The 24568-nt window shown below is 69.1% G+C and carries 19 protein-coding genes and 1 other RNA gene; 9 read left to right on the forward strand and 11 right to left on the reverse strand.

The window, feature by feature from the left end; translation table 11 throughout:
- Positions 1–75: 75 nt before the first annotated feature.
- Genes IEW15_RS21255 through IEW15_RS21265 form a run of 3 tightly spaced genes read right to left on the reverse strand, consistent with a single transcriptional unit; the run spans position 76 to position 6030 of the window.
- On the reverse strand, positions 76–1677 hold the full coding sequence (locus tag IEW15_RS21255) for an efflux transporter outer membrane subunit (protein WP_188581734.1): 1602 nt from the start codon (positions 1675–1677) through the stop codon (positions 76–78).
- A complete protein-coding gene (locus IEW15_RS21260; protein WP_188581737.1) occupies positions 1664–4834 on the reverse strand; it encodes an efflux RND transporter permease subunit in 3171 nt (1056 codons plus the stop codon). Before IEW15_RS21260 ends, IEW15_RS21255 begins: the two co-directional genes overlap by 14 nt.
- Positions 4831–6030, reverse strand: coding sequence for an efflux RND transporter periplasmic adaptor subunit (locus tag IEW15_RS21265; protein ID WP_188581739.1), 1200 nt, complete (start codon positions 6028–6030; stop codon positions 4831–4833). The genes IEW15_RS21260 and IEW15_RS21265 overlap by 4 nt, the downstream gene beginning before the upstream one ends.
- 276 nt (positions 6031–6306) lie before the next feature.
- On the opposite strand from IEW15_RS21265, the gene IEW15_RS21270 reads away from it, so the two are divergent.
- On the forward strand, positions 6307–7002 hold the full coding sequence (locus tag IEW15_RS21270; RefSeq protein WP_188581740.1) for a TetR family transcriptional regulator: 696 nt from the start codon (positions 6307–6309) through the stop codon (positions 7000–7002).
- 107 nt (positions 7003–7109) lie between these two features.
- Here IEW15_RS21270 and IEW15_RS21275 read toward each other — a convergent pair whose 3' ends face one another.
- Positions 7110–8738: an electron transfer flavoprotein-ubiquinone oxidoreductase gene (locus IEW15_RS21275; RefSeq protein ID WP_188581742.1), complete on the reverse strand. Its 1629-nt coding sequence runs from the start codon at positions 8736–8738 to the stop codon at positions 7110–7112.
- 201 nt (positions 8739–8939) lie between these two features.
- Between IEW15_RS21275 and IEW15_RS21280 the strand changes: the two genes are divergently transcribed.
- The 4 genes from IEW15_RS21280 (at position 8940) to IEW15_RS21295 (ending at position 13948) form a co-directional block, all read left to right on the forward strand.
- Complete coding sequence (locus IEW15_RS21280; RefSeq protein ID WP_188581743.1) at positions 8940–9917, forward strand: uracil-DNA glycosylase; 978 nt, start codon at positions 8940–8942, stop codon at positions 9915–9917.
- Between the two features lie 153 nt (positions 9918–10070).
- Positions 10071–11945, forward strand: coding sequence for a lytic transglycosylase domain-containing protein (locus tag IEW15_RS21285; protein WP_188581744.1), 1875 nt, complete (start codon positions 10071–10073; stop codon positions 11943–11945).
- A gap of 118 nt (positions 11946–12063) precedes the next feature.
- Positions 12064–12603, forward strand: coding sequence for a molybdenum cofactor biosynthesis protein B (gene moaB / locus IEW15_RS21290; protein ID WP_188581745.1), 540 nt, complete (start codon positions 12064–12066; stop codon positions 12601–12603).
- Positions 12604–12691: 88 nt separating this feature from the next.
- On the forward strand, positions 12692–13948 hold the full coding sequence (locus IEW15_RS21295) for a PA0069 family radical SAM protein (protein WP_188581746.1): 1257 nt from the start codon (positions 12692–12694) through the stop codon (positions 13946–13948).
- Between the two features lie 29 nt (positions 13949–13977).
- Here IEW15_RS21295 and IEW15_RS21300 read toward each other — a convergent pair whose 3' ends face one another.
- The 7 genes from IEW15_RS21300 to nudC all read right to left on the reverse strand — a co-directional run bounded on the left by IEW15_RS21300 (position 13978) and on the right by nudC (position 20862).
- The gene (locus IEW15_RS21300) at positions 13978–14508 is read right to left on the reverse strand and encodes a hypothetical protein (RefSeq protein WP_188581747.1); all 531 of its coding nucleotides are present in this window, start codon (positions 14506–14508) and stop codon (positions 13978–13980) included.
- Between the two features lie 64 nt (positions 14509–14572).
- Positions 14573–16360 (reverse strand): ArnT family glycosyltransferase, encoded by a 1788-nt coding sequence (locus IEW15_RS21305; protein WP_188581748.1) that lies wholly within the window; start codon positions 16358–16360, stop codon positions 14573–14575.
- Positions 16357–16713 carry a lipid-A-disaccharide synthase N-terminal domain-containing protein gene (locus IEW15_RS21310; protein WP_188581749.1) on the reverse strand — a complete coding sequence of 119 codons (357 nt, stop codon included), beginning with the start codon at positions 16711–16713 and terminating at the stop codon, positions 16357–16359. The genes IEW15_RS21305 and IEW15_RS21310 overlap by 4 nt, the downstream gene beginning before the upstream one ends.
- Entirely contained in the window at positions 16710–17597 is an 888-nt protein-coding gene (locus IEW15_RS21315; protein ID WP_188581751.1) for a glycosyltransferase family 2 protein, read from the reverse strand. The genes IEW15_RS21310 and IEW15_RS21315 overlap by 4 nt, the downstream gene beginning before the upstream one ends.
- Positions 17598–17693: 96 nt before the next feature.
- A complete protein-coding gene (locus IEW15_RS21320; protein WP_188581753.1) occupies positions 17694–19181 on the reverse strand; it encodes a sensor histidine kinase in 1488 nt (495 codons plus the stop codon).
- Positions 19174–19887: a response regulator transcription factor gene (locus IEW15_RS21325; protein WP_188581755.1), complete on the reverse strand. Its 714-nt coding sequence runs from the start codon at positions 19885–19887 to the stop codon at positions 19174–19176. The genes IEW15_RS21320 and IEW15_RS21325 overlap by 8 nt, the downstream gene beginning before the upstream one ends.
- Before the next feature lie 3 nt (positions 19888–19890).
- On the reverse strand, positions 19891–20862 hold the full coding sequence (gene nudC, locus IEW15_RS21330) for an NAD(+) diphosphatase (RefSeq protein WP_188581756.1): 972 nt from the start codon (positions 20860–20862) through the stop codon (positions 19891–19893).
- A 148-nt stretch (positions 20863–21010) separates the two neighbouring features.
- Between nudC and ffs the strand changes: the two genes are divergently transcribed.
- From ffs to IEW15_RS21350, 4 genes are all read left to right on the forward strand, one after another.
- Positions 21011–21108, forward strand: an RNA gene (ffs, locus tag IEW15_RS21335) — signal recognition particle sRNA small type.
- 74 nt (positions 21109–21182) lie between these two features.
- Complete coding sequence (locus tag IEW15_RS21340) at positions 21183–23390, forward strand: DNA polymerase III subunit gamma/tau (RefSeq protein ID WP_188581758.1); 2208 nt, start codon at positions 21183–21185, stop codon at positions 23388–23390.
- Positions 23391–23514: 124 nt separating this feature from the next.
- Positions 23515–23838, forward strand: coding sequence for a YbaB/EbfC family nucleoid-associated protein (locus IEW15_RS21345; RefSeq protein ID WP_188581760.1), 324 nt, complete (start codon positions 23515–23517; stop codon positions 23836–23838).
- 17 nt (positions 23839–23855) lie between these two features.
- The coding region (locus IEW15_RS21350) for a DUF6597 domain-containing transcriptional factor (RefSeq protein WP_188581762.1) at positions 23856–24568 on the forward strand (713 nt) is incomplete at its 3' end.

Below are 24568 nucleotides of genomic sequence, written 5' to 3' on the forward strand. Positions count from 1 at the left end.
AACGACGAACCGCCGCGGATGGCATATCCGCGGCGGTTCGTCGTTCTGGGCTGTTCAGCCGTGCGGTGGCGGTGTTCAGCCGCGCACACCGGTCTCGGCCGGCGCGGAGACAGGGATGGTGCCCGGCTCCGTCGGCACGGTCCCGGTCGTCCAGGCCAGTCCCTCCCAGCCGCCGCCCAGCGCCTTGTATAGGTCGACCGAGGCCGAATACAGGGTGCGGCGGGTCGAGACCCGGCTCAACTCCACATTCAGCAGCGTCCGCTCGGCGTCCAGCACGTCCAGATAATCGGCATAGCCGGCATCATAACGCAGCCGTGCCAGTTCCACCGTCCGTGTCAGTTCGGCGATCTGGGCGGTCTGTGCCTCGATCTGGCCTTCCGCGGCACTGCGTGCCGCCAGCGCGTCCAGCACCTCGCGGAAGGCGGTGCGCACGGTCTGGCGATAGCTCATGGCAGCCTGGGCGAAGCGCGATTTCGCGGCCTCGACCTGGGCATCGGTGCGGCCGAAATCGAAGATCGGCCCGGTCAGCCCCAGCGCCAGCCCCCAGATCGATGCACCCGAGCTTAAGAAGTCGTTCAGTTCCGAACTCTGCTGACCGGCTGATGCGGTCAGCGTCAGGCGGGGATAATATCCCGCCCGGGCGACGCCGACATCGGCCGCGGCGGCAGCAATGTTCTGTTCGGCCGCGGCGATATCGGGGCGGCGCAGCAGCAGTTCCGACGGCAGGCCCATGGGCGGGACCGGCGCCTCGGGCAAGGCATCCAGCGAGCGGCCGCGCTCCACCTGGTCGGCGATCAACGCGCGCGGGCTGCGGCCCAGCAGCACCGCCAGCGCGTTCTCCGCCTGATCGCGGTTACCACGGATCTCAGGGATCTGGGCGCGGGTCGATTCCCGCTCTGACCGCGCCTGCGCCAGATTGAGCGCATCGATCGCGCCGGCTTCATATTGCGCCTGCTGAAGCCCCAGCGTCTCTTCGCGGGCGGCAAGCGTGCGTTCCGCGATTTCAAGCTGCAGATCCAGGGACCGCATCTGCAGATAGGCATTGGCGGTATCGGCGGCGACCGTCAGGCGCACGACATCACGATTGGCGACGGTCTGGAGCAATCGGGCGCGGGCGGCACGGTCGGCATTGCTCAGCCGACCCCACAGATCCACCTCGTAAGACAGGGCTGCACTGGCCGAGAAGCTGTTGACCACGCCACCCGTGCTGGCGCGCGAGGCCTCAGACAGCCCGTTGCGCGCGGCGTCGCCGCTGCCGTCCAGCGACGGGAACAGCTCGGCACCGGTGCCGCGGGCGGTCGCGCGGGCTTCGGTCACCCGTTCGATCGCCAGCAGCAGGTCGTCATTGGCCAGCAGCGCCTCTTCCACCAGCCGGGTCAGGGCTGGGTCGCCGAAATTCCGCCACCAGTCGGCATCGACGTCGGTGTCGGGCAGTTCGGCGGCCCGTTCGGCTGCGGCGACGCGGCCGCGTTCGCCCCATCCCGCCCCCGTATCCATCACCGGCGGGGCATCATCGGGGGCGAGCGCGCAGGCCGACAGCAGCAGGGCTGCCGCAAGCATGGCCGCCACCGACCGGCGCGGACGCCGCGCCGTTGCGGAGGCGTCGCGCCTGAGGGGATGCGGATCGGCCAGCCCGCGCGGTCGGACCGGCTGAAGGCTGAAGTCAGCTGCGGGCATCAATGGTCTCCGCGGTTTCACGATGTGTCGTTTCAGGATGCGTACCGGACTGCGGGTTGCGGTCCTTGCGCGAGGCCCGCGCCGCCAGTGTATAGAATGCCGGCACGAAGAGCATCGCGATGAAGGTTGCGGCCAGCATGCCGCCGATCACGCCGGTGCCGATCGAATGCCGGCTGGCGGAACCGGCGCCGGTGCTGATCGCCAGCGGCACCACACCCAGAATGAAGGCCAGCGAGGTCATCACGATCGGCCGGAAGCGCAGCCGGGCCGCCTCGTCCGCCGCGTCGATGATGCTGCGCCCGGCGCGCCGCTGCTGCATGGCAAACTCCACGATCAGGATGGCGTTCTTGGCCGACAGGCCGATCAGCGTCACCAGGCCGATCTGGAAATACACGTCATTTTCGATGCCGCGCAGCCAGATCGCGACCACGGCGCCCAACACCGCGAACGGCACTGCCGCAACCACCGCCAGCGGCATCGTCCAGCGTTCATACTGAGCGGCCAGGATCAGGAACACCATCACAATACCGAAGCCGAAGGCAAGCGTGCCCGCGCCGGCAGTCGATTTTTCCTGATAGGCGGAACCGGTCCAGCCGATGGTGTATCCGTCCGGCAGCGCCTCGGCGACCACCTGTTCCATGGCGGCGAGCGCTTCACCCGAGCTGAAACCGGGGGCCGGCTGGCCCATGATCTTGGCGGCAGGGAACAGGTTGAAGCGTTCCAGCATGTCGGGGCCGACAATGCGGTTCGCCGTCACCAGCACGTCCAGCGGAATCATCTCGTCGGTATCGGACCGCACGAACACGTGGCGCAGATCGTCCGCACTGCGACGGAACTCGCCTTCCGACTGCATGTTGACCTTGAAGGTACGGCCGAACAGCGTGAAGTCGTTGACATAGAGCGAGCCGAAGGTTGCCTGCATGGCCGTATACACGTCGGCGATCGGCACCCCCAGGGCCTTCGCCTTCTCGCGATCGACCGACACGTTGTACTGCGGCACGTTGGCCGAGAAGGTGGTCGACAGGCCGGTCAGCTCCGGGCGCTCGCCCGCCGCCTGCAGCACCTTCTGCACCGCATCCTGCAGCTCTGCCACCGTGCCGCCGGTCCGGCTCTGGATATAGGCATCGAAACCGCCGGTCAGGCTGATGCCCATGATCGGGGGCGGGTTGAAGGCCAGCGTCATCGAATTGCGGTCCGATGCGCCGATCCCCATCAGGGCGCCGGGCAGGTTGCGGGCATCCATCGACGGGTCGGTGCGTTCCGACCAGTCTTTCAGGATCACGAAATAGGCCGCCGCATTGGTCTTGTTGGCGGATGACAGCAGATCGAAGCCCGCCAGTGTCACCACCTGCTTGATCGCCGGATGATGCATGAACTGGTCGGTCAGCCCCAGCGCGCTGTCTTCGGTGCGCGACAGGGCAGCCGCCGGCGGCAGATAAGACTGGGCGATGACATAGCCCTGATCCTCCGCCGGCAGCAGACCGCCCGGCACCTTCTGGAACAGGCCCCAGGCCGCGACGCTCACCGCCGCCAGAACCAGCACCGCGATCAGCGCCCGCTTGGCGATCATGGCGACGCCGGCGACATAGCCGCGGGTCAGACGGTCGAAATTGCGATTGAACCAGCGGAAGAACGCCCAGGGTTTGTGCTCGCCCGGCTTCAGCAGCAGAACACACATCGCCGGCGACAGTGTCAGCGCCACGATGCCCGAAATGAATACCGAGACCGCAATGGTGATGGCGAACTGCTTGTACATCTCGCCGGTCAGGCCGCCGAGGAAGCCCACGGGCACGAACACCGCGCACAGCACCAGCACGATGGTGATCACCGCGCCCGAGACTTCATCCATCGCCTCGATGGCGGCCTCACGCGGGTTCAGGCCCTTTTCACGCATCACCCGTTCGACATTCTCCAGCACCACGATGGCGTCGTCGACCACGATGCCGATCGCCAGCACCATGCCGAACAGGGTGAGCAGGTTGATGGAAAAGCCCAGCAGATACATGCCGGCGAATGTGCCGATCAGCGACACCGGCACCGCGATCAGCGGGATCAGCGTGGCGCGGAAGCTCTGCAGGAACAGGAACACCACCACGATCACCAGCGCGATCGCCTCGATGAAGGTCTTGATCACCTCCTCGATCGACACCTGCACGAACAGGGTGGTGTCATAGGGCACGGCATACTCGATGCCCTCGGGGAAGCGGTGCGACAGCTCGTCCATACGCGCCGACACCGCCTCGGCGGTCGACAGCGCATTGGCGCCGGGTTGCAGATAAATGCCGATCGCGACCGAGGGCGCGCCATTGTAATACGACTGGAAGGCATAGTCCTGCGCGCCCAGTTCCACGCGCGCCACATCGCGCAGACGCAGCGCGGCACCGTTCACATCCGATCTGAGGATGATATTGCCGAAGGCTTCCGCATCGGGCAGGCGGCCTGGGGTCTTGACGATATAGGTGAAGGGCTGGTCGGCGGCGACCGGTTCCTGACCGAACTGGCCGGCGGCGAAATTGGCGTTCTGTTCCTGGATCGCCTCGGAAACATCCATCGGCGTCAGGTCATAGCGGGCCAGCGCATCGGGCTTCAGCCAGATCCGCATCGAATAGTCCTTGGCGCCGAACAGCGACGCGTCGCCGACGCCCGGCACGCGCTTCAACTCGTCGACCACGTTCAGCAGCGCGTAATTGCTGACATAGATCGGGTTGAACCGGCTTTCCTCGGCCGACATGGTCACCACCTGCAAGATGGAACTCGACCGCTTCTCCACCCGCACGCCCTGGCGACGCACCTCTTCCGGCAGCAGGGCCTCAGCCGCCTGCACCCGGTTGTTGATGTTGATCGTCGCCTGATCCGGATCGGTGCCGATCGCGAAGGTCACCGTCAGCGACAGGCTGCCCGAGGCCGAGCTGTTCGAGGTCATGTAGAGCATGTTCTCGACGCCGTTGATCTCCTGCTCCAACGGCGATGCCACCGATTCCGACAGCACCTGCGGGCTGGCGCCGGGATAGGTCGCGGTCACGACCACTTCCGGCGGCACGATTTCAGGATACTGGGCGATCGGCAGCGCGCGCATGGCCATGAAGCCGGCCAGCACGATGACGATCGAGATCACCGCCGCGAAGACCGGGCGGTCGATGAAAAAGCGCGAAATCATGCGCCACCTTCCGCGCCGGCTGCGGCAGGCTTGGCATCAGTTGCCACCCGCACCGGCGCGCCGGGACGCACCTTCACACTGCCCTCGACGACCACGTCGTCGCCGGCCTTCAGCCCCTGTTCCACCACCCACTCGTCGCCCACGGTCGGGCCCAGCACAACCGGCCGCGCCTCGGCTTGGCCGTTGTCCTTGATGACATAGACGAATGTGCCGTTGGGGCCCTGCTGCACCGACATCTGCGGCACGGCCAGTGCGTTCTCCAGGGTCATGCCTTCCAGCTGGACGCGCACGAACTGGCCCGGCATCAGCACTTCCTGCGGGTTGTCGACCACCGCGCGCAGCCGCACCGTGCCGGTTGCGGGGTCGATGGTGCTGTCCGAGAAGTTGACCTCGCCACGCAGCGGTTCCGCAATCCCGTCCAGGGCCACCGCCACATCCAGCCGGGCGTTGTCACCGGCGCCATTGGCGGCGATCAGCCGGCGCTGACGCATCCGCTCGTCATCCGGCACCGAGAAATTGATATAGACCGGATCGAGCCGGGTGATGGTGGTCAGCAGGCTGTCGCTCGATCCGGTGCCGACCAGGCTGCCTTCCGACACCTGCTCGATGCTGGTCACGCCGTCGATCGGCGCGCGCACCTCGGTATAGGCCAGGTTGATTGTGGCAGTCTTCAGCCCGGCTTCCGCCGAGGCGAGCGAGGCGCGGGCCAGATCGCGCGCCGACAGCAGCTGGTCGCGTTCCGAAGCGCTGATCGCGTTCTGGCTGAACAGTTTCGATCCGCGCGACCAGTCGCGCTCAGCCTTCGCGAGATTGGCGCGGGCTTCGGCGACCGCCGCCTCGGCCTGGGCCAGGGTCGCCTGATAAGTGTCGGGGTCGATGCGGAACAGCAGGTCGCCGGCCTCGACGCGGGCGCCTTCCATATAGGTCCGCTCCAGCAGGATACCGGGTACCCGGGCGCGCACCTCCACCGAGCGCGAGCCGGCGACCCGGCCGGCATATTCGAAGTTCAGCGGCAGATTGCGGGGCGCCACCTCGGTCACCGTCACCTGTGGCGGCGGCGGCGCCTGACCGGCACCCTGTTGGGGCGCGTTGGACTCCGCCGCGTCACAGGCTACCAGAGCCAGGGCGGCGATCGTCGACAGAACGACAGCGGGACCGGCGCGTCCACTGCGCCGCCCAAAACGAAACCGGACCATCTTCTTCCTCAAATTTCTGTCGATGCCTGCTACACGCGACCGCGAGGTCTTCTCACCCGGGGTCAGCCGTCTGCGCGGCCCTGTTCGTGCGTCATCATGTGGTGCGGGGATGCGCTGCACAAAAACTATACGTTCGTGAATGTATGTAAAGTGACAAATGTCACGGCAATCCCCGGGAGTTTGGCTATTTTTTGTTAACAGCATGATACATCGGTGCTCGCGGGCCGGTTGCCCCGCATGCTCCATCGCCCCCTCCTGCACGAACCGAGACCGACCGTGGCCAGACGCACCAAGGAAGATGCCGAGAAGACCCGCCAGCAGATCATGGATGCCGCGGCCTCCGTGTTCGATGCCGAGGGCGTGGCGCGCTGTGCCCTGGAACACATCGCCCGCAATGCCGGCGTCACCCGTGGCGCGATCTACTGGCACTTCAAGAACAAGGCCGATCTGCTCGACGCCATGCTGGAACGGGTTCGCCTGCCCCAGGAACGGGTGATCGAGGATCTGGCCAACGGCTTGATCACCGATCGCGCGCCCCTCGACCTGCTCCATGAAGCCAGCCGCGACAGCATCGCCATGATCGTCGCCGACGAACGCCGCCGGCTGGTCTTCCGGCTGTTGTTCACCCGCACCGATACCAATGACGAATTGAGCGTGCTGCGCAACCGCCAGAGCCGCGACCGCGACCATTTCATGACGGTGATCGAGGCCATCATGCGTCGCGCCGCCGACAGCGGCGATCTTGCGCGCGGCTGGACACCGGCCACGGCCGGGCGCACATGCTATTGCCTGTTTCACGGCATTATCTCGGACCTGCTGATGCTCGACTGCGATCTGGTCGATACCGAGCTTGCACCCGCCCTGGCCGCGGTCGATGCCTGCATGACGGCCATCGGCAGCCGCTTCGATCCGCAGCGCCAGCTCGGTTCCGGCTGCATGATCCGCCTGCCCGCCGATCCCTGCGGCGCGTGAGGTCGGCGCAGCGATCCATCCCTCGAACGACAAAGGCGATGCCACGGCATCCGCGGCATCGCCCTTGATCTGGTCCACATCCCCCGCCGGCCATGCCGGTGGTGGTGTCACATATTGGGATAATTCGGCCCGCCGGCGCCCTCGGGCACCGTCCAGACGATGTTCTGCGACGGGTCCTTGATGTCGCAGGTCTTGCAGTGCACGCAGTTCTGGGCGTTGATCTGCAGGCGCGGCCCCTTGTCCTCCTGCACGATCTCGTACACCCCCGCCGGGCAGTAACGCTGCTCGGGAGCATCGAAATTCGGCAGGTTGTAGCTGACCGGGATCGACGGATCCTTCAGCCTGAGATGGATCGGCTGATCCTCCTCGTGGTTGGTGTTCGACATGAACACCGAGGACAGCTTGTCGAAGCTGATCTTCCCGTCCGGCTTGGGATAGGCGATCTTGCGGCTCTTCGAGGCCGGCTTCAGCGATTTGTGGTCCTCGTGATGGCCGAAGGTCCAGGGGGCGTTGCCGCGCAACAGATAGGTGTCGAACGCCGAATAGGCGAGCCCCGCCAGCAGTCCCTTGTGGAAGGACGGGCGGATGTTGCGTACCCGCCTCAGTTCCTCATGCACCCAGCTTTCCCGATAGGCGGCCGGATAGGCGTCGAGCGTGTCGCGGCCGCGCTCCGCCCGGATCGCCTCGAACGCCGCTTCCGCCGCCATCATGCCGGTCTTCATGGCCGTATGGCTGCCCTTGATCTTGGGCACGTTCATGAAGCCCGCGGTGCAGCCGATCAGCGCGCCGCCCGGAAACGCCAGGGTCGGCACCGACTGAAGCCCGCCTTCGGTCAGCGCGCGCGCGCCATAGGCGATGCGCTTGCCACCCTCGAAGAAATCCTTCACCGCCGGGTGGTGCTTGAACCGCTGGAACTCGTCGAAGGGCGACAGATGCGGGTTCTCGTAATCCAGCCCGATCACGAAGCCCACGGCAACCTGGTTGTCCTCCATGTGATAGAGGAACGATCCGCCATAGGTCTTGGTGTCCAGCGGCCAGCCGATGGTGTGGATGACCAGCCCGGCCTTGTGTCTGGCGGGATCGATCTCCCACAGCTCCTTGATGCCGATGCCATAGGTCTGCGGCTTGCAGTCGCGGCGCAGATCGAATTTATCGGTCAGCATCCGGGTCAGCGACCCGCGCGCGCCCTCGGCGAACAGGGTGTATTTGGCGTGCAGCTCCACGCCCGGGGTATAGCCCGATTTCTGCTCGCCATCCCGCCCGACACCAAGATCGCCGGTGGCGACGCCCTTGACCGCGCCGGTCTCGTCATACAGCACCTCGGCCGCGGCAAAACCCGGATAGACCTCGACCTCATGGGCCTCCGCCTGTTCGCCCAGCCAGCGGACGAAATTCGCCAGGCTGATGACGTAGTTGCCATGATTGTTCATGGTCGGCGGCGTCGGCAGCCGGATATGGTTGTGCTCCGTCAGCATCAGGAAGCGGTCTTCCACCGCCTGCTGCTTCAGGGGCGCGCCCTTCTCCTTCCAGTCGGGGATCAGCTCGTCCAGCGCGCGCGGTTCGAAGCAGGCGCCCGCCAGGATATGCGCGCCGACCTCGGATCCCTTCTCGATGACGCAGACGGAGACCTCGTGGTCGTGTTCGGCGGCGAGCTGTTTAAGACGGATCGCCGCCGACAGGCCGGCAGGGCCGGCGCCAACGATGACCACGTCGAATTCCATGACTTCCCGTTCCATGACCCCTCCTCAAGCCGCCTCGTCCAAAGGCGCGGCCGGGTGATCTCATTCTCGCGCGACACGCGGTGCCGTTCGCGTCCCCCAACGCTTACGCCCGGCTCGCTTGTACGGTTCTCTGTATCCGGCGTCCATATATGCAGGACGCCGTGATTCAGTAAGGTTTTCTATCAGCGCGGCCGCTAAATTGCTACAGTCCAGGCCATGATGTCGCACGAAGCCCCCCCTGAATCCGCCATTCACGCACTCGCCCAGTGGTATCTGGAGTGGGGTGTCGACCTGTCGATGGACGACCAGGCCGTCAACTGGTACGCAGCCGCCGAGGCCGCCCGCGATCGCATGATCGCGAACCGCCCGCGCGGCACCGGCGCGCCGGCCGACATCGCCGGCCGGGCAGCGGCGGCCGCGCCGCCGGCGGGCAAGGGACAGGTTGGCAAGGGGCCGGTTGGCAAGGGGCCAGTTAGCAAAGGGCCGGGGGCCCAGGGACCGGCCGTCCTGCTGCGCGCCGATCCCACAGCCGTCGACCCGATGAGCCCGCAGGCGGTGGCCACCAGCGCCCGTGCCCATGCCGCCGCAGCCCGGACCCTGGCCGAACTCGAAGCCGCCCTGCACGAGTTCGAAGGCTGCGCCCTCAAGGCCACCGCCTCGCATACCGTCTTCGCCGACGGCAACCCCGAAGCCGATCTGATGCTGGTGGGCGAGGCGCCGGGCGCCGAGGAAGACCGCCGCGGCCTGCCCTTCGTCGGCGCCTCCGGCCAGTTGCTCGACCGGATGCTGGCGGCGATCGGTCGCGATCGGGGCCAGGTCTATATCACCAATGTCCTGCCCTGGCGGCCGCCGGGCAATCGCACGCCATCGCCCGCCGAAATCGCCGCCTGCCTGCCCTTCGCGCTGCGCCATATCGCGCTGGTGCGGCCACGGCTGGTGGTGGCGGTGGGCGGGGTATCGGCAAAGGCCCTGCTCGACCGGCCCGAGGGCATCACCCGCCTGCGCGGCCGGTCGACCGAACTGATGATCGACGGCCTCGATCAGCCGGTGCCGGTCTTCGCAACCTTCCATCCGGCCTATCTGCTGCGCCAGCCCGCGCAAAAACGTCTGGCCTGGACCGACTGGCTGCACATCGCCGAGCGCCTGGAGAATCCGGCGGAACACCTGGAAAAATTGCCAGAAACCGGCCCGTGACAATGCCGTGTCACGCAAGCGGCTGCGTCGCAGGGCTTGCTCCGACACCACATCCTCCCCTATAACCTTTCCATCATGGCTTCGGACAGCAACGACGTGCGCCATCTTCCGCATATCGTACGTAGCTTCGCGCGTGCGGTAACGGGCCCAGTGATGGCGCTGGCCCTCTTGCTCGGCGGTCCCATTGCCCCCGGTGCGTTGACCGCATCGGCAAGGGCAGAGACCACTGCACCGATCAGCCTGGAGACGGCCGAGGAGGCCGACTTCGGATTGGCGGGATTCGGCCTTGTCGAAGCTTTCGACGATTGGCCGCAGGTGCTTTCAGCCGAGGACGCGGATCGTTATTCGCGGATTTTTGCGCTGCAATCTGACGGCCGGTTCGCTGACGCTGACAAGCTGATCGCCCGGCTGGGGGATCGCGTGCTGCTTGGCCATGTGACCGAGCAGAGACTGATGCATCCGACCGCCTATACCGCGAGTTACGACGAACTGCGCGACTGGATGGCCTTTTATGGCGATCACCCGGATGCCGAACGCATTTATGCCCTGGCGATGAAGCGTCGGCCGGGCAGCGAGGCCCGGCCCCAGCGGCCCGAGCGCCCGGAAGACGAGATCGTCACCACCGTTGCCGCCACCCGTCAGCCCAGCACCGTCGACCGGCTCGATACCTATTCCGCCGCCGATCGCCTGAAGGGTGCCGCCGCCAGGCGTGCCCGCGCGCTTGAGGCGCAGATTTCCGCGTTGATCCGCAAGGGCCGCGGCGACGATGCCGAAAAGCTTCTGGCCTCGGGCGAGGTGAAGAAACTGTTCGACCGCCCGGCGCTCGATCAGGCGCGGATCCGGGTGGCGATGTTGCATCTGGTCGAGGGCCGCACTCAGCGCGCCTATGATCTGGCCGGCCCCGCCGCCGACCGGTCTGCCGCGATCGCGCCCTATGGCCACTGGATCGCCGGATTGTCGGCCTGGAAGCTGGACCAGCCTGAAATCGCCCGCCGGCATTTCGAACTGTTTGCCCGCACCTCTGGTTTGTCGGCCTGGAACGAGGCTGCCGGCGCCTTCTGGGCCGCCCGCGCCAATCTGTCGATCGGCGCCTTCGACGAGGCGCAGGGCTGGCTCGACCGCGCCGCCCGTCAGCCACTCACCTTCTATGGCCAGATCGCCCGCGCGCTTCTGGGCGCGCCCACCAGCGATCTCTGGCAGCCCCGTCTGGCCGGCGACGGCGTGACCCCCGATCAGCGCCGCAACGTCCTGCAGAGCGAGGGGGCCCGACGGGCCCTGGCGCTGGCCGAGATCGGTGAATACGACCGCGCCGCCAACGAGGTCGAGCTGATCGCCGCCGCCGCCGGCCCCGCCGAAGCCTCGGCCGTGATCGAACTGGCCGAACGGGTGAATGCACCCGAAGCGGCGACGGTGATCGGCCGCAAGGCTGCCGCGGCCTCCGGCATGCCGGATGTCACTTCGATCTTTCCGGTGCCCGACTACCGGCCGCGTGGCGGTTTCTCAGTCGACCGGGCGCTGCTCTATGCGCTGGCGCGCAAGGAAAGCAATTTCAATCCGCAGGCGGTCAGCCCCGCCGGTGCGCGCGGTCTGATGCAGCTGATGCCGGGTACGGCGCAGCTGGTGGCGCGCAGCCTGGGGCTGGGCGGCGGACTGTCGCTCAACCACCCCGACATCAACCTTCAGCTCGGTCAGGCCTATCTGCGCCGGCTGATGGATGAAGGCCATATCGGCAACAATCTGGTCAATGTTCTGGCCGCCTATAATGCCGGCCCCGGCAATCTGCGTCGCTGGCAGGATGCCCGCGGCATCGACCAGGAAACCGACCCGCTGTTCTTCATCGAGACGATCCCGGTCCCCGAAACCCGCGACTTCCTGGAACAGGTTCTGACCAACCTGTGGATCTATCGCAGCCGCCTGGGCCAGACCTCGCCGTCGCTGGCTGCCCTCGCCGAAGGCGACTGGCCGTCTTACGAGACCATCGACGGCAATGTCAGCCGCGACAACGCGGCGATCGCCTCCGGCCGCTGAGGCATCGCCCTCCGGCCCGCCTCCCCTGTCGTCGATGCCCGCTCTGGACCATGGCCGCCTGCCGCGCTAGCTTCGGTGGTGTTCAAAATCAGCCCCGAAGCCGGCGGAGGAGCCCCCCATGCCCGGACGCATCGACCAGACCCGTCCGTTCCTGCCCGTCAACATCGCCTTGCTCACGGTCTCCGACACCCGCACGCCGGAAACCGATAGTTCGGGCGATCTGCTGGCGGCCCGCATCACCGACGCCGGCCATAAACTGGCGGCGCGGCTGATCCTGCCCGACGACGAGGCCGGTCTTGCCCGCCAGTTTTCCGCCTGGGCCGATGATCCGTCGATCGATGTGGTCATCTCCACCGGCGGCACCGGCGTCACCGGCCGTGATGTCACGCCCGAAGCCCTGCGCCGGGTGATCGAAAAGCCGATCGAAGGCTTCGGCGAGCTGTTCCGCTGGTTGTCCTATGCCAAGATCGGCACCTCGACCGTTCAGTCGCGGGCGCTGGCCGGGGTGGCCCGCGGCACCTATTTCTTCGCCGTGCCCGGCTCGAATTCCGCCTGCCGCGACGCCTGGGACGAGATCCTGCTGTCGCAGCTCGACAACCGCCACCGGCCATGCAACTTCGTCGAACTGATGCCCCGGCTGCGCGAGCACGAGGTCTGATCCGGCCCCATCCGCTCTGATCGCCCTTCCATGGCAGGCGGGTTCTGGTACACTGCGCATGTTCCTGTTTTGTTCCGGAGCGTTGCCCATGGACCCGTTCAAACCCGTCACCACCCGCCCCGGCGCCCGCAAGGCCGCATCCGACCGTGCCGCCGCGGCCGCGCGGATGGGTCTGGCGCCGCATCGCGGGCGCGGCGCCGCCAGCAACCGCGATGGCCGGTTTGAACGCTTCGTCCATGAAGCGGTGGATGATGGCTGGCCCGACATGGCCGATGCCGACATGGCCGATGCCGACGAGGCCACGGCCTGCGCAGTACCGGCCGCCGGCATGGCGGGGGATGACGGGGCCGGACCGGGCCCGGTCACCGCCCGCCGGCCAACCGAGTTGCGCGGTGTGGTCGCGCGCCGGGCGCTGGCGCGCAACGACAGCCCCGACATCCCCTTCGATGCCTCGATCAACCCCTATCGGGGCTGCGAGCATGGCTGCATCTATTGCTATGCCCGGCCCAGCCACGCCTATCTGGGCCTGTCGCCGGGGCTCGATTTCGAGACCATCATCGAGGTCAAGCGCGGTCTGGCCGATGCGCTGCTGGCCGATCTGGCGCGCCCCGGCTATCAGCCGTCGCCGATCACCATCGGCGGCAACACCGATCCCTATCAGCCGGCAGAAAAGACCGAGCGGCTGACCCGGGCGGTGATCGAGGTGCTGACCCGCCATCGCCATCCCTTCACCATCATCACCAAATCGGCCCTGGTGCTGCGCGACATCGATCTGCTGGCGCCGGCGGCGGCGGCGGGTCTGGCCCAGGTCGCCGTATCGGTGACCACCCTCGATCCGGCGCTGGCGCGGGCGATGGAACCCCGCGCCGCCACGCCGGCCCGGCGGATCCACGCCATCCGGGGCCTTGCCGCCGCCGGCATACCGGTTACCGTGATGGCGGCGCCGATGGTGCCGGGCCTGACCGACCACGAACTGGAGGCGATCCTTGCCGCGGCGGCCGATGCCGGCGCCGTGCGTGCCGGATGGATTCTGCTGCGTCTGCCGCGCGAGATCGCCGGTCTGTTCGATGAATGGCTGCGTCTGGAACGCCCCGACCGGGCCGAACGGGTTCTGGCCCGCATCCGCGCCACCCGGGGTGGTGCGCTTTACGATAGCGGCTTCGGCCGGCGGATGACCGGCACCGGGACCGAGGCGGTGCTGATCGCCGACCGTTTCAGGCTGGCCTGTGCGCGGCTCGGCCTCAACCGCACCAGTTGGCGCCTGACCAGTGCCCTGTTCACGCCCCCCGTCCGCGCCACCGCCGCCGAGCGTGCCGGGCAGATGGATCTGTTCGGCCGCGGCTGAACCGGTGTCGGGCGCGGCGGTTCGGCCCTTCATCGCCGCCAGGGCGCGCTGTCCCACCAGTCCTGCCATGCCGCCGGGTCCACATGGTCGGCCAGGGGCGGCGGAGCGGGATCGCCGCCGGTGCGGACGAAGCCGGGTTCGATCACCAGCCCTGGCAGATCGATCGCGCTGGCGATGCTCTTCGGTGGCCCGGCCCTGATCCAGCCGCGGCGCAGGGTCAACCAGTCGCCCAGCACCGCCAGCGGATCGTCATCAAGCGGTGCGGCCTGCGTCTGAAGATCGCGCTGCGCCTGCTCCACGCCGGTCAGCACCTCCAATACCCTCGCTTGCAGTCCCACCAGCGCGGTGCAGCCATACACATCGCCGGCCATGTCCAATGCCGCCTGTCTGGCCGCCGCCCGGCCCAGCATCAGACGCGCCGCCTGGGCCAGCCGCGCCAGCAGCACCATGTGCCGCGCGTCCAGCGCCTGCGACAAGACTGGCCCGGCCGGATCGGAGCCGGCGTCGGGGTCTGCGTTGGGGGCGGGGTCGGGGGAGCCGCCGTCTGTCGCGACAGTCATGGGTCTGGTGGTCTTGTCAGGCATCGGCAGCTATTCCCGGCGCGGGTTCGGCCATCTGCGGCCATCAACCACCCAGTCTGCCACGGCGCTCCGGCTCGGCGGGCTCGTGTGGTGCGGCATCATCCGGCCGCACCGGAGCATCGGCTACCCGCCACACCGCCAGCCGGCGCGTCCGATAGGGCATCTCGGCCACCGGCGCCCAGCCTGGCGCGCCGGTGGCATCGGGCCTGCCGGCGATCACCGCATCCGGATGTGCCGCCGCCCAGGCGACGATGTCGGTATCGGCCGGCAGCGGCACCACCGGCGCCGGCAGGCGGCCCTGGAAATCCAGCAGCCCGTGATGATCGCCGCCGATATAGGCGACCGGCCCGCCGCCGGATGCGGCAAACCCGGCCACGATCCGCGCGATCGGCCGCACGTCGAAAGCCGCGAACGGCCCCAGCCCGCCATAGACGGTGATCGCGATCACGGTCAGAACCCACAGCGCCGCCGCATGTCGCAGATGCCCCCGCAGCCGCCATGCCGCATACACCGCCAGCGCGATCAGCGCCAGCGCCACCAGCAGCGGCCCCGGCATGATCCCGCCGGCGGCAGCCAGCCCGGCCGCCCGCGGCACCACCGCCGCCGCCGCCCCGGCCAGACCCACAGCCAGCGCCGGCAGCACCCATGCTCTCCGCAGCGCCGCCGTCATCCGGCGCGGCCACCGCCGGCCCGCCGGCAGTCGGGCGTCGTCAGGGCCGGCAGCGGCGGCCGCAGGTGCGGCAAAGCGCGCGATCAGCAGCGCCAGAGGGGGCAGCATCGGCAGCAGATAGTGGATCTGCTTGGCGCTCACCAGGCTCATCACCAGAACCGCGCCCGCCACCACCACCAGAAGAAGCCGGCCGGCGTCGTCCGGCCGCGCGGAATGGCGAAGCGCCGCCAGCAGCGCCGGGCCGCGCGCCAGCCACACGAACAGGAACGGCAGCACCATTGCCGGCGCCACAGCCGGATAGAACCACCAGGGCCGTGCGTGGTCGAAGGCCTGCACCACCCGGCCGGCCGTCTGCCCCCACAGCAGCATCCGCGCGAAATCGGGGCCGCCGGCCATGGCGGCCGGCAGAGCCCAGGCCAGCAGCATGGCGATCCCGCCAAGGCTGGCCAGCGCGCCACCGGCGGCGAAGCGTCGCCAGCCGCGCACCGGCCGGCGCGCGCCGCCGGCATCGACGGCCACGGGCACCCAGACCGGCGCCGCCAGCAGCGCCGGCAGCACGAACACCGCCGCCACCGGCCCCTTGGCCAGCAGCCCCAGCTCCAGCCCCGCCGCCATCAGCGCCCAGTCGCGCCGCCGGCCACGGGTGGCGCCGCCATAGAGGCCGGTCAATGCCAGCACCACGCCCAGCGCCACCGGCACATCGAACATCACCAGGGTTGCAAAGACGGTCATCGGCCCCATCGCCACCAGCAGCGGCAGGGCCAGCCCCGCCACCCCCGGCCGGTCGGGCCACAGCCGCCGGCCCAGGCCATGCGTCGCCGCCAGCAATGCCGCCAGAAACAGGAACGGCACCGCGCGCGCGCCGGTCTCCGACACCCCGGTCAGCGCCCAGACCAGCCGGATCGCCCAGAACAGCAGCGGCGGCTTGTGAGTATAGCCGCTGCCATCCAGATGCGGCACCAGCACGCTGCCCGACCGGGCCATGTCCCAGGCCACGGTCAGATAGCGGGTTTCATCCACCGGCAAGGGCGGGCGCAGGGCGATGGTCACCACCGCCAGCGCCAGAACCATCGATGCCGCCAGGACGATATCGCCCCATGCGGCCCCCAGACCGACGCCCGTATGGCCGCGGCTGCCGGGCCGTCTTACCGCCATCGTCATGCCGCCGTCATCCTCCGGTCGGCGGCATCGGGCTGCCGGCTTTTCCGGATCAGCACCAGGTTGCGCAGATACACCACCAGCCCCACGCCCTGGCCGGCAATGAACACCGGGTCACCGCGCTTGATCGCATAAACGAACAACAACGCGCCGCCGCCCAGGCTCAGATACCAGAACACCACCGGGATATAGCTGTGGCGGCGGCGCTCGCTCGCCAGCCACTGCACCATGAACCGTGCCGAAAACAGCGACTGGCCGGCAAAGCCCACCACAAGCCACAGATCGATCCCCCACAGATCGGGCATCCAGCCGGGTCCGGGGTTCAGGGCATCCATGATGGTCAGAATCAGGCTCATGCCACCGCCTCACCCTTGCGCGAAGCGGCACGTGCGACATCGATCAACGGCTTCGGCACCGGCACCAGATCGGGCCGCGCACCCTCGGCGGCGACCACCGCCGCACCGATCGGGTCGATCGGCCGCAGCCGCGCCTGCAACCATGCCACGCCGGCCATATCGATCACGCCCTGAACCGCGCGGGTGATGGTGCGATACTTCGATCGTCCGCCCCGGCGCCGACGATCGGTCACGGTCACCGAGACCACCCGGCCGCCGGCGGCGGTCATCAGGCTGGGCAGAAACCGGTGGGCATGGTCGAACAGCGGCAGCGACAGCAGGTCGGCGCGGGCGATCACCCGCAGGCCGCAGCCACTGTCGGGTGTGCCGTCCGACAGTGCCCGGCTGCGGATGCCATTGGCGACCAGCGACACCAGCTTGCGCCACGCCCCGTCGGCGCGGCCCACCCGATGACCGGCCACCATCACACCGCAACCGGTTTCGCCCGCCTCTGCCAGCCAGCGCCGGATCAGGCGCGCCAGATCGGCGGGATCGTTCTGACCGTCGGCGTCCAGGGTGGCTATCACCAGCCCGCGCGCCATGCGGGCACCGGTCACCATCGCGGCGCTCTGGCCGCGCCCGCGATCGTGGCTCCGCACCACCAGCCGCCGGTCCACCGATGCCGCGGCGCTCAGCAGCCGGGGCGATCCGTCGGTGCTGCCGTCATCGACCGCGATGATCTCGTATCCGGCGACATCGACGATGCCATCGGCAAAGGCGCTGTGGATTTCGGCGATCAGCGGCAGGATCGCCGCCGCCTCGTCGCGTACCGGCAGCACCACGCTGAACAGCGGCTCCCCGTTCAGAGGCACGCTCAGCGGCGCGGAATGCGGGCTCGGGGGCATGGCAGGGGCCTCGCCTTCAGGGGGTGGAGGTGCGGCGATGCCGAAGCGGCATCGCCATCGCCGTCCCAACCCTAGGCGCCGGCACTTACCCCTGCCTTACGCAGGCCCCATGTCCGCCCGACCGGTCGACACCGGGCGGTCGACCGGCGGAAACCGCAACCGGAAGCAGGCGCCACCCGCCGGGCCGTCCCCCACCGACACCCCGGCACCATGGGCATCGGCGATCCGCTGCACGATCGCAAGGCCGAGCCCCGCGCCGTCGCCGCGCCGGCGATCCGCCCGCCAGAAGCGTTCGAAGATCCGGTCGCGGCGGTCCTGCGGGATGCCCGGCCCGTCATCCTCGACCAGCAGTTCGGCGCCGGCGCCGTGGGCGGGCGCCAGCACCCGCACCGTCACCGTGCCGCCGGCCGGACAATGAGCCAGGCCGTTTTCCACCAGATTGCGCAGCAGCCGCGCCAATGGCTCGGGGCGACCGCGCACCATCACCGGCAGCCCGGCGCCATCCAGCGCCAGGCTGCGGCCGCGCTGCACCGCCAGCGGCGCCAGATCGGCCAGCACGTCGCGGCCGATCGCCGCCAGATCCGCCCGCTCATCGGCCTCGATCGCCAGCGTGTCGACCTCGGCCAGCCGCAGAAGCTGTCCGGCCAGCCGGGCCAGCCGGTCGAAATCCGGGGCCAGCAGCCGCGCCTGATCGGCCGGCAGCGTCGCCTCCACCCGCGCCCGCAGCGCGGCGATGGGCGTGCGCAGTTCATGGGCGGCATCGGCGATGAAGCTGCGCTGATGGTCGAGCGCCCCGTCCAGCCGGTCCAGCGCCCGGTCGATCGCCTCCACCAGCGGCGCCACCTCGCGCGGCAGATCGGCCGGCTTCAACCCGTCGGCCAGCCGCACGCCGCTGGTCGCGGGGCCGATCCGCGCGGCGCGGGCCGACAGCCGCCGCAACGGCGCCAGCCCGTCGCGGATCGTCCACAAGGTCACCGCGATCAGCACCGTGAACGCCCCCACCACCCACCAGGCGGCGGTTTCCAGAAACTCTTCGATCAGGCTGTCGGCCAGCACATCGGGGTGATCGGGGCCCTGGCCCACCTGCAGCATCATCGCCCGGTCGCCCAGCATCACCACAAAGCCGGCGCCGGTCAGGCTGCGGCCGCCATCGGTGATGGTTCGAAACGGGGCGCCCAGATCCGGCAATCCGTGCGGATCACCCGGCGAGGTGGCCGCCGGCATATCGCCGATGTCGGCCAACGGCCCGTCGATGCCGGCCGACCCCAGCACCAGCCGGCCGGCGCCATCGACCAGCGCGAAGGCCTGATTGCCGGCCGGGTCACCATAGAGCGCCGCCACCGCCGGCGGCGGTGTGAACACCGGCCGACCCGTCACATCCACATCCCCCGTCATGTCCAGAAAACGCATGATCTGCCGGGCCTGCGCCTGCAGCGACTGATCGTCCAGATCGTTGCGCACATCCTGAAGCTCCAGCACCAGCACCGTCAGGATCGCGCCCAGCACCAGCACCGCCGCCAACACCGCGCGCAACGCCACCCGGCGGGCCAGCGACCAGCCGCCGGGGGGCGCCCGGTCAGCCATGCCCTCCCCCGCCATCGCCAACCCCGCCATCGCCATCCCCGCCATCCAGCAGATAGCCCAGGCCGCGCAGGGTGTGGATGCGCACCGACGATCCGGCCGCATCCAGCCGCTTGCGCAACCGATGCACCAGCACCTCCAGGGTGTTGGCGCTGGCGGCATCGTCGAAGCCGTACACCGCCTCTTCGGCGGCATCCTTGGGCACCACCCGGCCCTGGCGGCGCAACAGCACTTCCAGCAGCCCGGTCTCGCGCCGGCCCAGCGACACCACCCGGCCATTCACCCGGGTCTCGCGGCCGATGGTGTCGAACGACAGATCGCCGCAGGTGATGTCCACGCCCAGCGTGCCGCCGGGCCGTCGCATCAGCGCCCGCAGCCGCGCCACCAGTTCCGGCATGGCGAAGGGCTTGGGCAGATAGTCGTCGGCGCCCCGGTCCAGCCCCGCCACCCGGTCGCGGATGCCATCGCGCGCGGTCAGGATCAGCACCGCCACGGTCAGGCCCCGGCCGCGCCAGCGGCGCACAAGGTCCAGCCCGTCGATATCGGGCAGGCCCAGATCCAGCACCACCGCATCGAACCGGCTCACCGCCAGCGCCGCCTCGGCGCCCTCGCCATCCTCCACCCGATCGAGGGCGAACCCCGCCTGCGTCAGCCCCAATGTCACGGCCTCGGCCAGACGATCGTCATCCTCGACCAGCAGAACCCGCATCGGTCAGCGCTCCGCCATCCATTCGTCGATCAGGCGACGGGCGATCGAGATCCGGTGCGGCAGGGTCACCGGCGACAATTCCGGGTCGCGCAGTTCATCGCGATGCACCCACAGCGCGTCTTCCAGCTCGTGATGGTCGATATCCAGCGGCCCGCCTTCCAGCACCTCGGCGCGGAACCCCACCATCAGCGAGGCCGGAAACGGCCAGGGCTGGCTGTGGCGATAGCTGACCCTGCCGATCCTCAGGCCCACCTCTTCCATCATCTCGCGGCGCACGCACTCCTCCAGGCTTTCGCCCGGCTCCAGAAACCCCGCCAGAGTGGAATACATCCCGGCCGGAAAGCGCGGCTGGCGGCCCAGCACGCACCAGTCGTCCTTCACCGCCAGCATGATCACGGCCGGATCGGTGCGCGGAAAATGCTCGGTGCCGCAGGTCTCCGACGTGCAGCGGCGGACATGGCCGCCCTGGCGCGCCTCGGTCGGCGCCCCGCACACGCCGCAGAACCGGTGCCGGCGGTGCCAATGCGCCATCGCCCGGCCATAGGCGACCAGCGCCGCCTGCTGATCGTCGAGGGTCGATGCCGCCTGCCGCAGATCCACCGGTGCCGCGGCGGCGATGTCCATCGCCGGATCATCCAACCGCAATCCGCCAAGCAGCCCGGCCAGATCCTCGACCCGGGTGATGTCCACCGCGAACAGCGGCCGGCCATCCACATCGCCCAGATAGACCGGCGGATCGTCCAGCAGATCGTGCGCCACCTGCATCAGCCCGGCCAGATCGGCCAGCAACGCGACGACGGCACCGCCCCCCATCGGCACCACCACGGTCTGGTCGCGCCAGATCAGCACGGTGCGGGCCTCAGGCGCCGTCTGACGGGCGGACAGCCAGGCATCGTCGCGGCGATGGCGGCCGGCGCGGTCGATGCGCAGGCCGGCCAGGACGTTCGGGCGATCGGGATCATAGGGGTCATACATGGTCTGGACCTCGGAACGCAGCGTCGTATTCAGGGCTCTTGGCGGCAATGTCCGGGACGATAGCACGCGGCCGCGCCACTGTCCCCGCGCGGCATCGGCCGCATAGCGGGCTTGCAAAGCCGGGACACGATCCCCATAGTGCACCCCGGAAGGCTGGCGCGGGCGGAGAGCCTCGCCAAACCGGTCAGGGCCGGAAGGCAGCAGCCGTAACGAGTTCGCGATCCGGGTCGCTGTCCAGTCTTCCACCTCTTCATCTCGCCCACCTCTTCATCTCGTCGCGGGCCAAGGCCCGCCAGCCAGAGACGCGACCGGAACCCGGCATGACCGCATCCGACAGTGCCGCAGAGCCAGCCCCAGCCGCCATCGCGGCCGGTGGCGCCACGGCACCGGATGCAGGCGCAGTCCACGCACAGGCAGGCGGCGCCGAATACCGGGTGCTCGCCCGCAAATACCGCCCCCGCACCTTCGCCGAGTTGATCGGCCAGGACGCCCTGGTCCGCACCCTGACCAATGCGATCGAGACCGGCCGCCTGGCCCATGCCTTTCTGCTCACCGGTGTCCGCGGTGTCGGCAAGACCTCGACCGCGCGGATCATCGCGCGCGCGCTGAACTGCACCGGGCCCGACGGCACCGGCGGCCCCACGCCAGCACCTTGCGGCGTGTGCGAGACCTGCCGGCTGATCGTGGAAGACCGCCATGTCGACGTGCTGGAGATGGACGCCGCCAGCCGCACCGGCGTCAACGACATCCGCGAGATCATCGAGGGCGTGCGCTACCGCCCGGTCGGTGCGCGCTTCAAGATCTATATCATCGACGAGGTTCACATGCTGTCGACCAGCGCGTTCAACGCGCTGTTGAAGACGCTTGAGGAACCGCCGCCGCATGTGAAATTCATCTTCGCCACCACCGAGTTGCGCAAGGTGCCGGTCACCGTGCTGTCGCGCTGCCAGCGCTTCGACCTGAAGCGGGTCGAGCCCGAGGTGCTGACCGCCCATTTCGCCCGCATCGCCGGCATCGAGGGCGCCGGGATCGACGAGGCCGCCCTGGCGCTGATCGCGCGCGCGGCCGATGGCTCGGTGCGCGACGGGCTGTCGCTGCTCGATCAGGCGATCGCCCATGGCGCCGGCGCCGTCACCGAGGTCCAGGTCCGCGACATGCTGGGGCTGGCCGACCGGGCGGTCGTGATCGACCTTCTCGACCGCACCCTTGGTGGCGACATCGCGGCGGCACTCGACATCATGGAGGATCAGGCCCGCGCCGGCGCCGATCCGGCGGTGATCGTCGAAGACATGCTGGCCCTGGTTCATCTGATGACCCGGGTGAAGCTGGCCGGCACCGGCGGCCGTGGGCCGGTGCTGACCGCATCGGAACGCGGCGCCGCCACCCGCATCGCCGGCCGGGTCGGCATGGCCCATCTGGGCCGCGCCTGGCAGATGCTGATGAAGGGGTTGAGCGAGGTCCGCATGGCGCCGGTGCCGCAGGCGGCCGCCGAGATGGTGGTCATCCGCCTGGCCCATGCCGCCGACCTGCCCGACCCGGCCGAGCTTGCCCGGATGCTCGACCGGATGAAGGCCGAGGGCGGGCCACCGCCCCGCCCTAGCCCGGCCGCCGGGGCGCATGCGCCGACCCCGGCGGCGCCAGACCGGCGCCCGACCACCCCGCCCGCGGCCGTGCCGCCGACCCCCGCTGCCGCCCCCCGGCCGATTGCCCCCCGGCCGCCCGCCCCTCTGACGCCCGCCCCTCTGCCAGCCGTCTCTCATCCGGATGTCGTGCAACCGGTGGCACGTCCACCGGCGCCGTCTGCCCCTGCCGTGCCGATGCCCGCACCAGCGCCGAAGCCTGCCACAAAGGTAGAACCGGCCGCCCCGACGGCAGAACCGCAGCCAGTGCCCCGGCCAGCCCCCGGCCCGGCGCCCAGGGCCGAGGCCCCGCCCGAGGCCGATACCGCCCCCCTGCTGGATGATGTGGTGCGTGACCGGCTCGACCGCTGGCGCGAGATCATCGATCTGCTGCGCCGGCATCGCGAGATCCGGATCGTGCCCGAGTTGCGCGGCATGGCCCATATCGCCGAGATCAGCGTCACCGCCGCCGAACGCCGGCTGGTGCTGGCCTTCGAGCCCGGCGCCGACAGCGGGCTTGCCCAGAAGTTGCAGGATGTTCTGGGTCGGATCGACGATGCGCCCTGGACGGTGCGCAATGCCGCGGTGATGGGCGACCCGGCCCTGGTCGCCGCCGCCCGCGCCACCCCCACTCTGGTGCAGTATGACGAGATGCGCCGCCGCCGGATGATGGCGCTGGCCCGCCGGCATCCGATGGTGTCGGCGGTGTTCAGCGCCTTCCCGGGTGCGACGCTGGAAGAGGTGACGCCGATCTTCGCGACCGCCACCACCGATGCCTCGGCCGGCGGCACCGCCATCGACCGTCTGGATGCCGAAATCTTTGGCGACGGCATCGACGAAGACGCTTATGGCGCCGGCGACGAGGACAGCGCCGGGGCAGATTACGATGCCCGCTTCGGCGATTTCTAGGCCACGCCCCGCCGTTTTACGCCCGGCGCGCGGCGAATGGATGGCGCGGGACTGGCGCCACCCCCATCCCCCGCCTTATATACACCCCAACCACCATGCCCCCATGTCCCAGGAGCCCCGTGCGATGCGCAATATCGGCCAGTTGATGAAGCAGGCCCAGAAGATGCAGTCGAAGATGGCCGAGATGCAGGAGCAGCTTGGTCAGGTGGAGATTTCCGGCCAGTCCGGCGGCGGCATGGTCACCGCGGTGATGACCGGCAAGTCTGAATTGCGCAGCCTCAAGATCGATCCCAAGCTGGTCGATGCCGAAGAGGTCGAGATGCTTGAAGACCTGATCGTCGCCGCCGTCAATGACGCGAAGAAGAAGGTCGAGGTCTTCGTGAACGACGAGATGCAGAAGATGACCGGCGGCCTGAGCATCCCCGGCATGGGCAATCTGCCGTTCTGAGAACCGACGGAACCGCCATGGCGGGCGGAATGGCGGCCACCGGCGCCGGTGCCGGCGTCTATCGCGAGCACGCACCGCCGCCGGCCCTTGGCGGTATGGTTCAGGCCGTGTGGCACGCCCGCACGCCCACGCCATCACCGGGCCCGACACCGGCCGGCACAGCGCCCTTCCGGGTATTGCCCGATGGCTGCATGGATCTGATCGTCGCCCATGGTGGCGGGCACGATCCCACCATCCTGATCGCCGGCACCGACGACACCGCCCGGATGGTCGCCCATCAGCCCGGCCGCGGCCATATCGGGCTGCGCTTCCGACCCGGCCGGCTGGCAGCACTGATCGATGCGCCGCCAGCCGAACTGGTCGGCGCCAGCCATCGGGCGGCCCTGCTGCTTGCCGGCGGCGTGCACGACGCCGCCCGCCATCTGGCGGACGCCCCGGCCGACCCGGCCCGCCTTCACGGGCTGTTATATGCGCTGCGCGTCGCGATCGAGGACCGGAACCGGTTTCTGACACCGCCAGCGGTGCGCGCCGCGCTCGACCATCTGGCCAGTGGCGACACACCGCCGTCCATCGGCCACCTCGCCGCCGAAGCGGGCTATGGCCAGCGGCGCTTCGACCGTGCGGTGCTGCGGGCCACCGGCCTCACCCCCCAGGGGAATCGGGTGAAAATTTTAAGCTGCGATGATGCTTGCGAGGAAGTCGTCGTCCCAAGCGGCGACCTTGCGTCGGA

This window comes from Tistrella bauzanensis (assembly GCF_014636235.1).
Lineage (GTDB): Bacteria > Pseudomonadota > Alphaproteobacteria > Tistrellales > Tistrellaceae > Tistrella > Tistrella bauzanensis.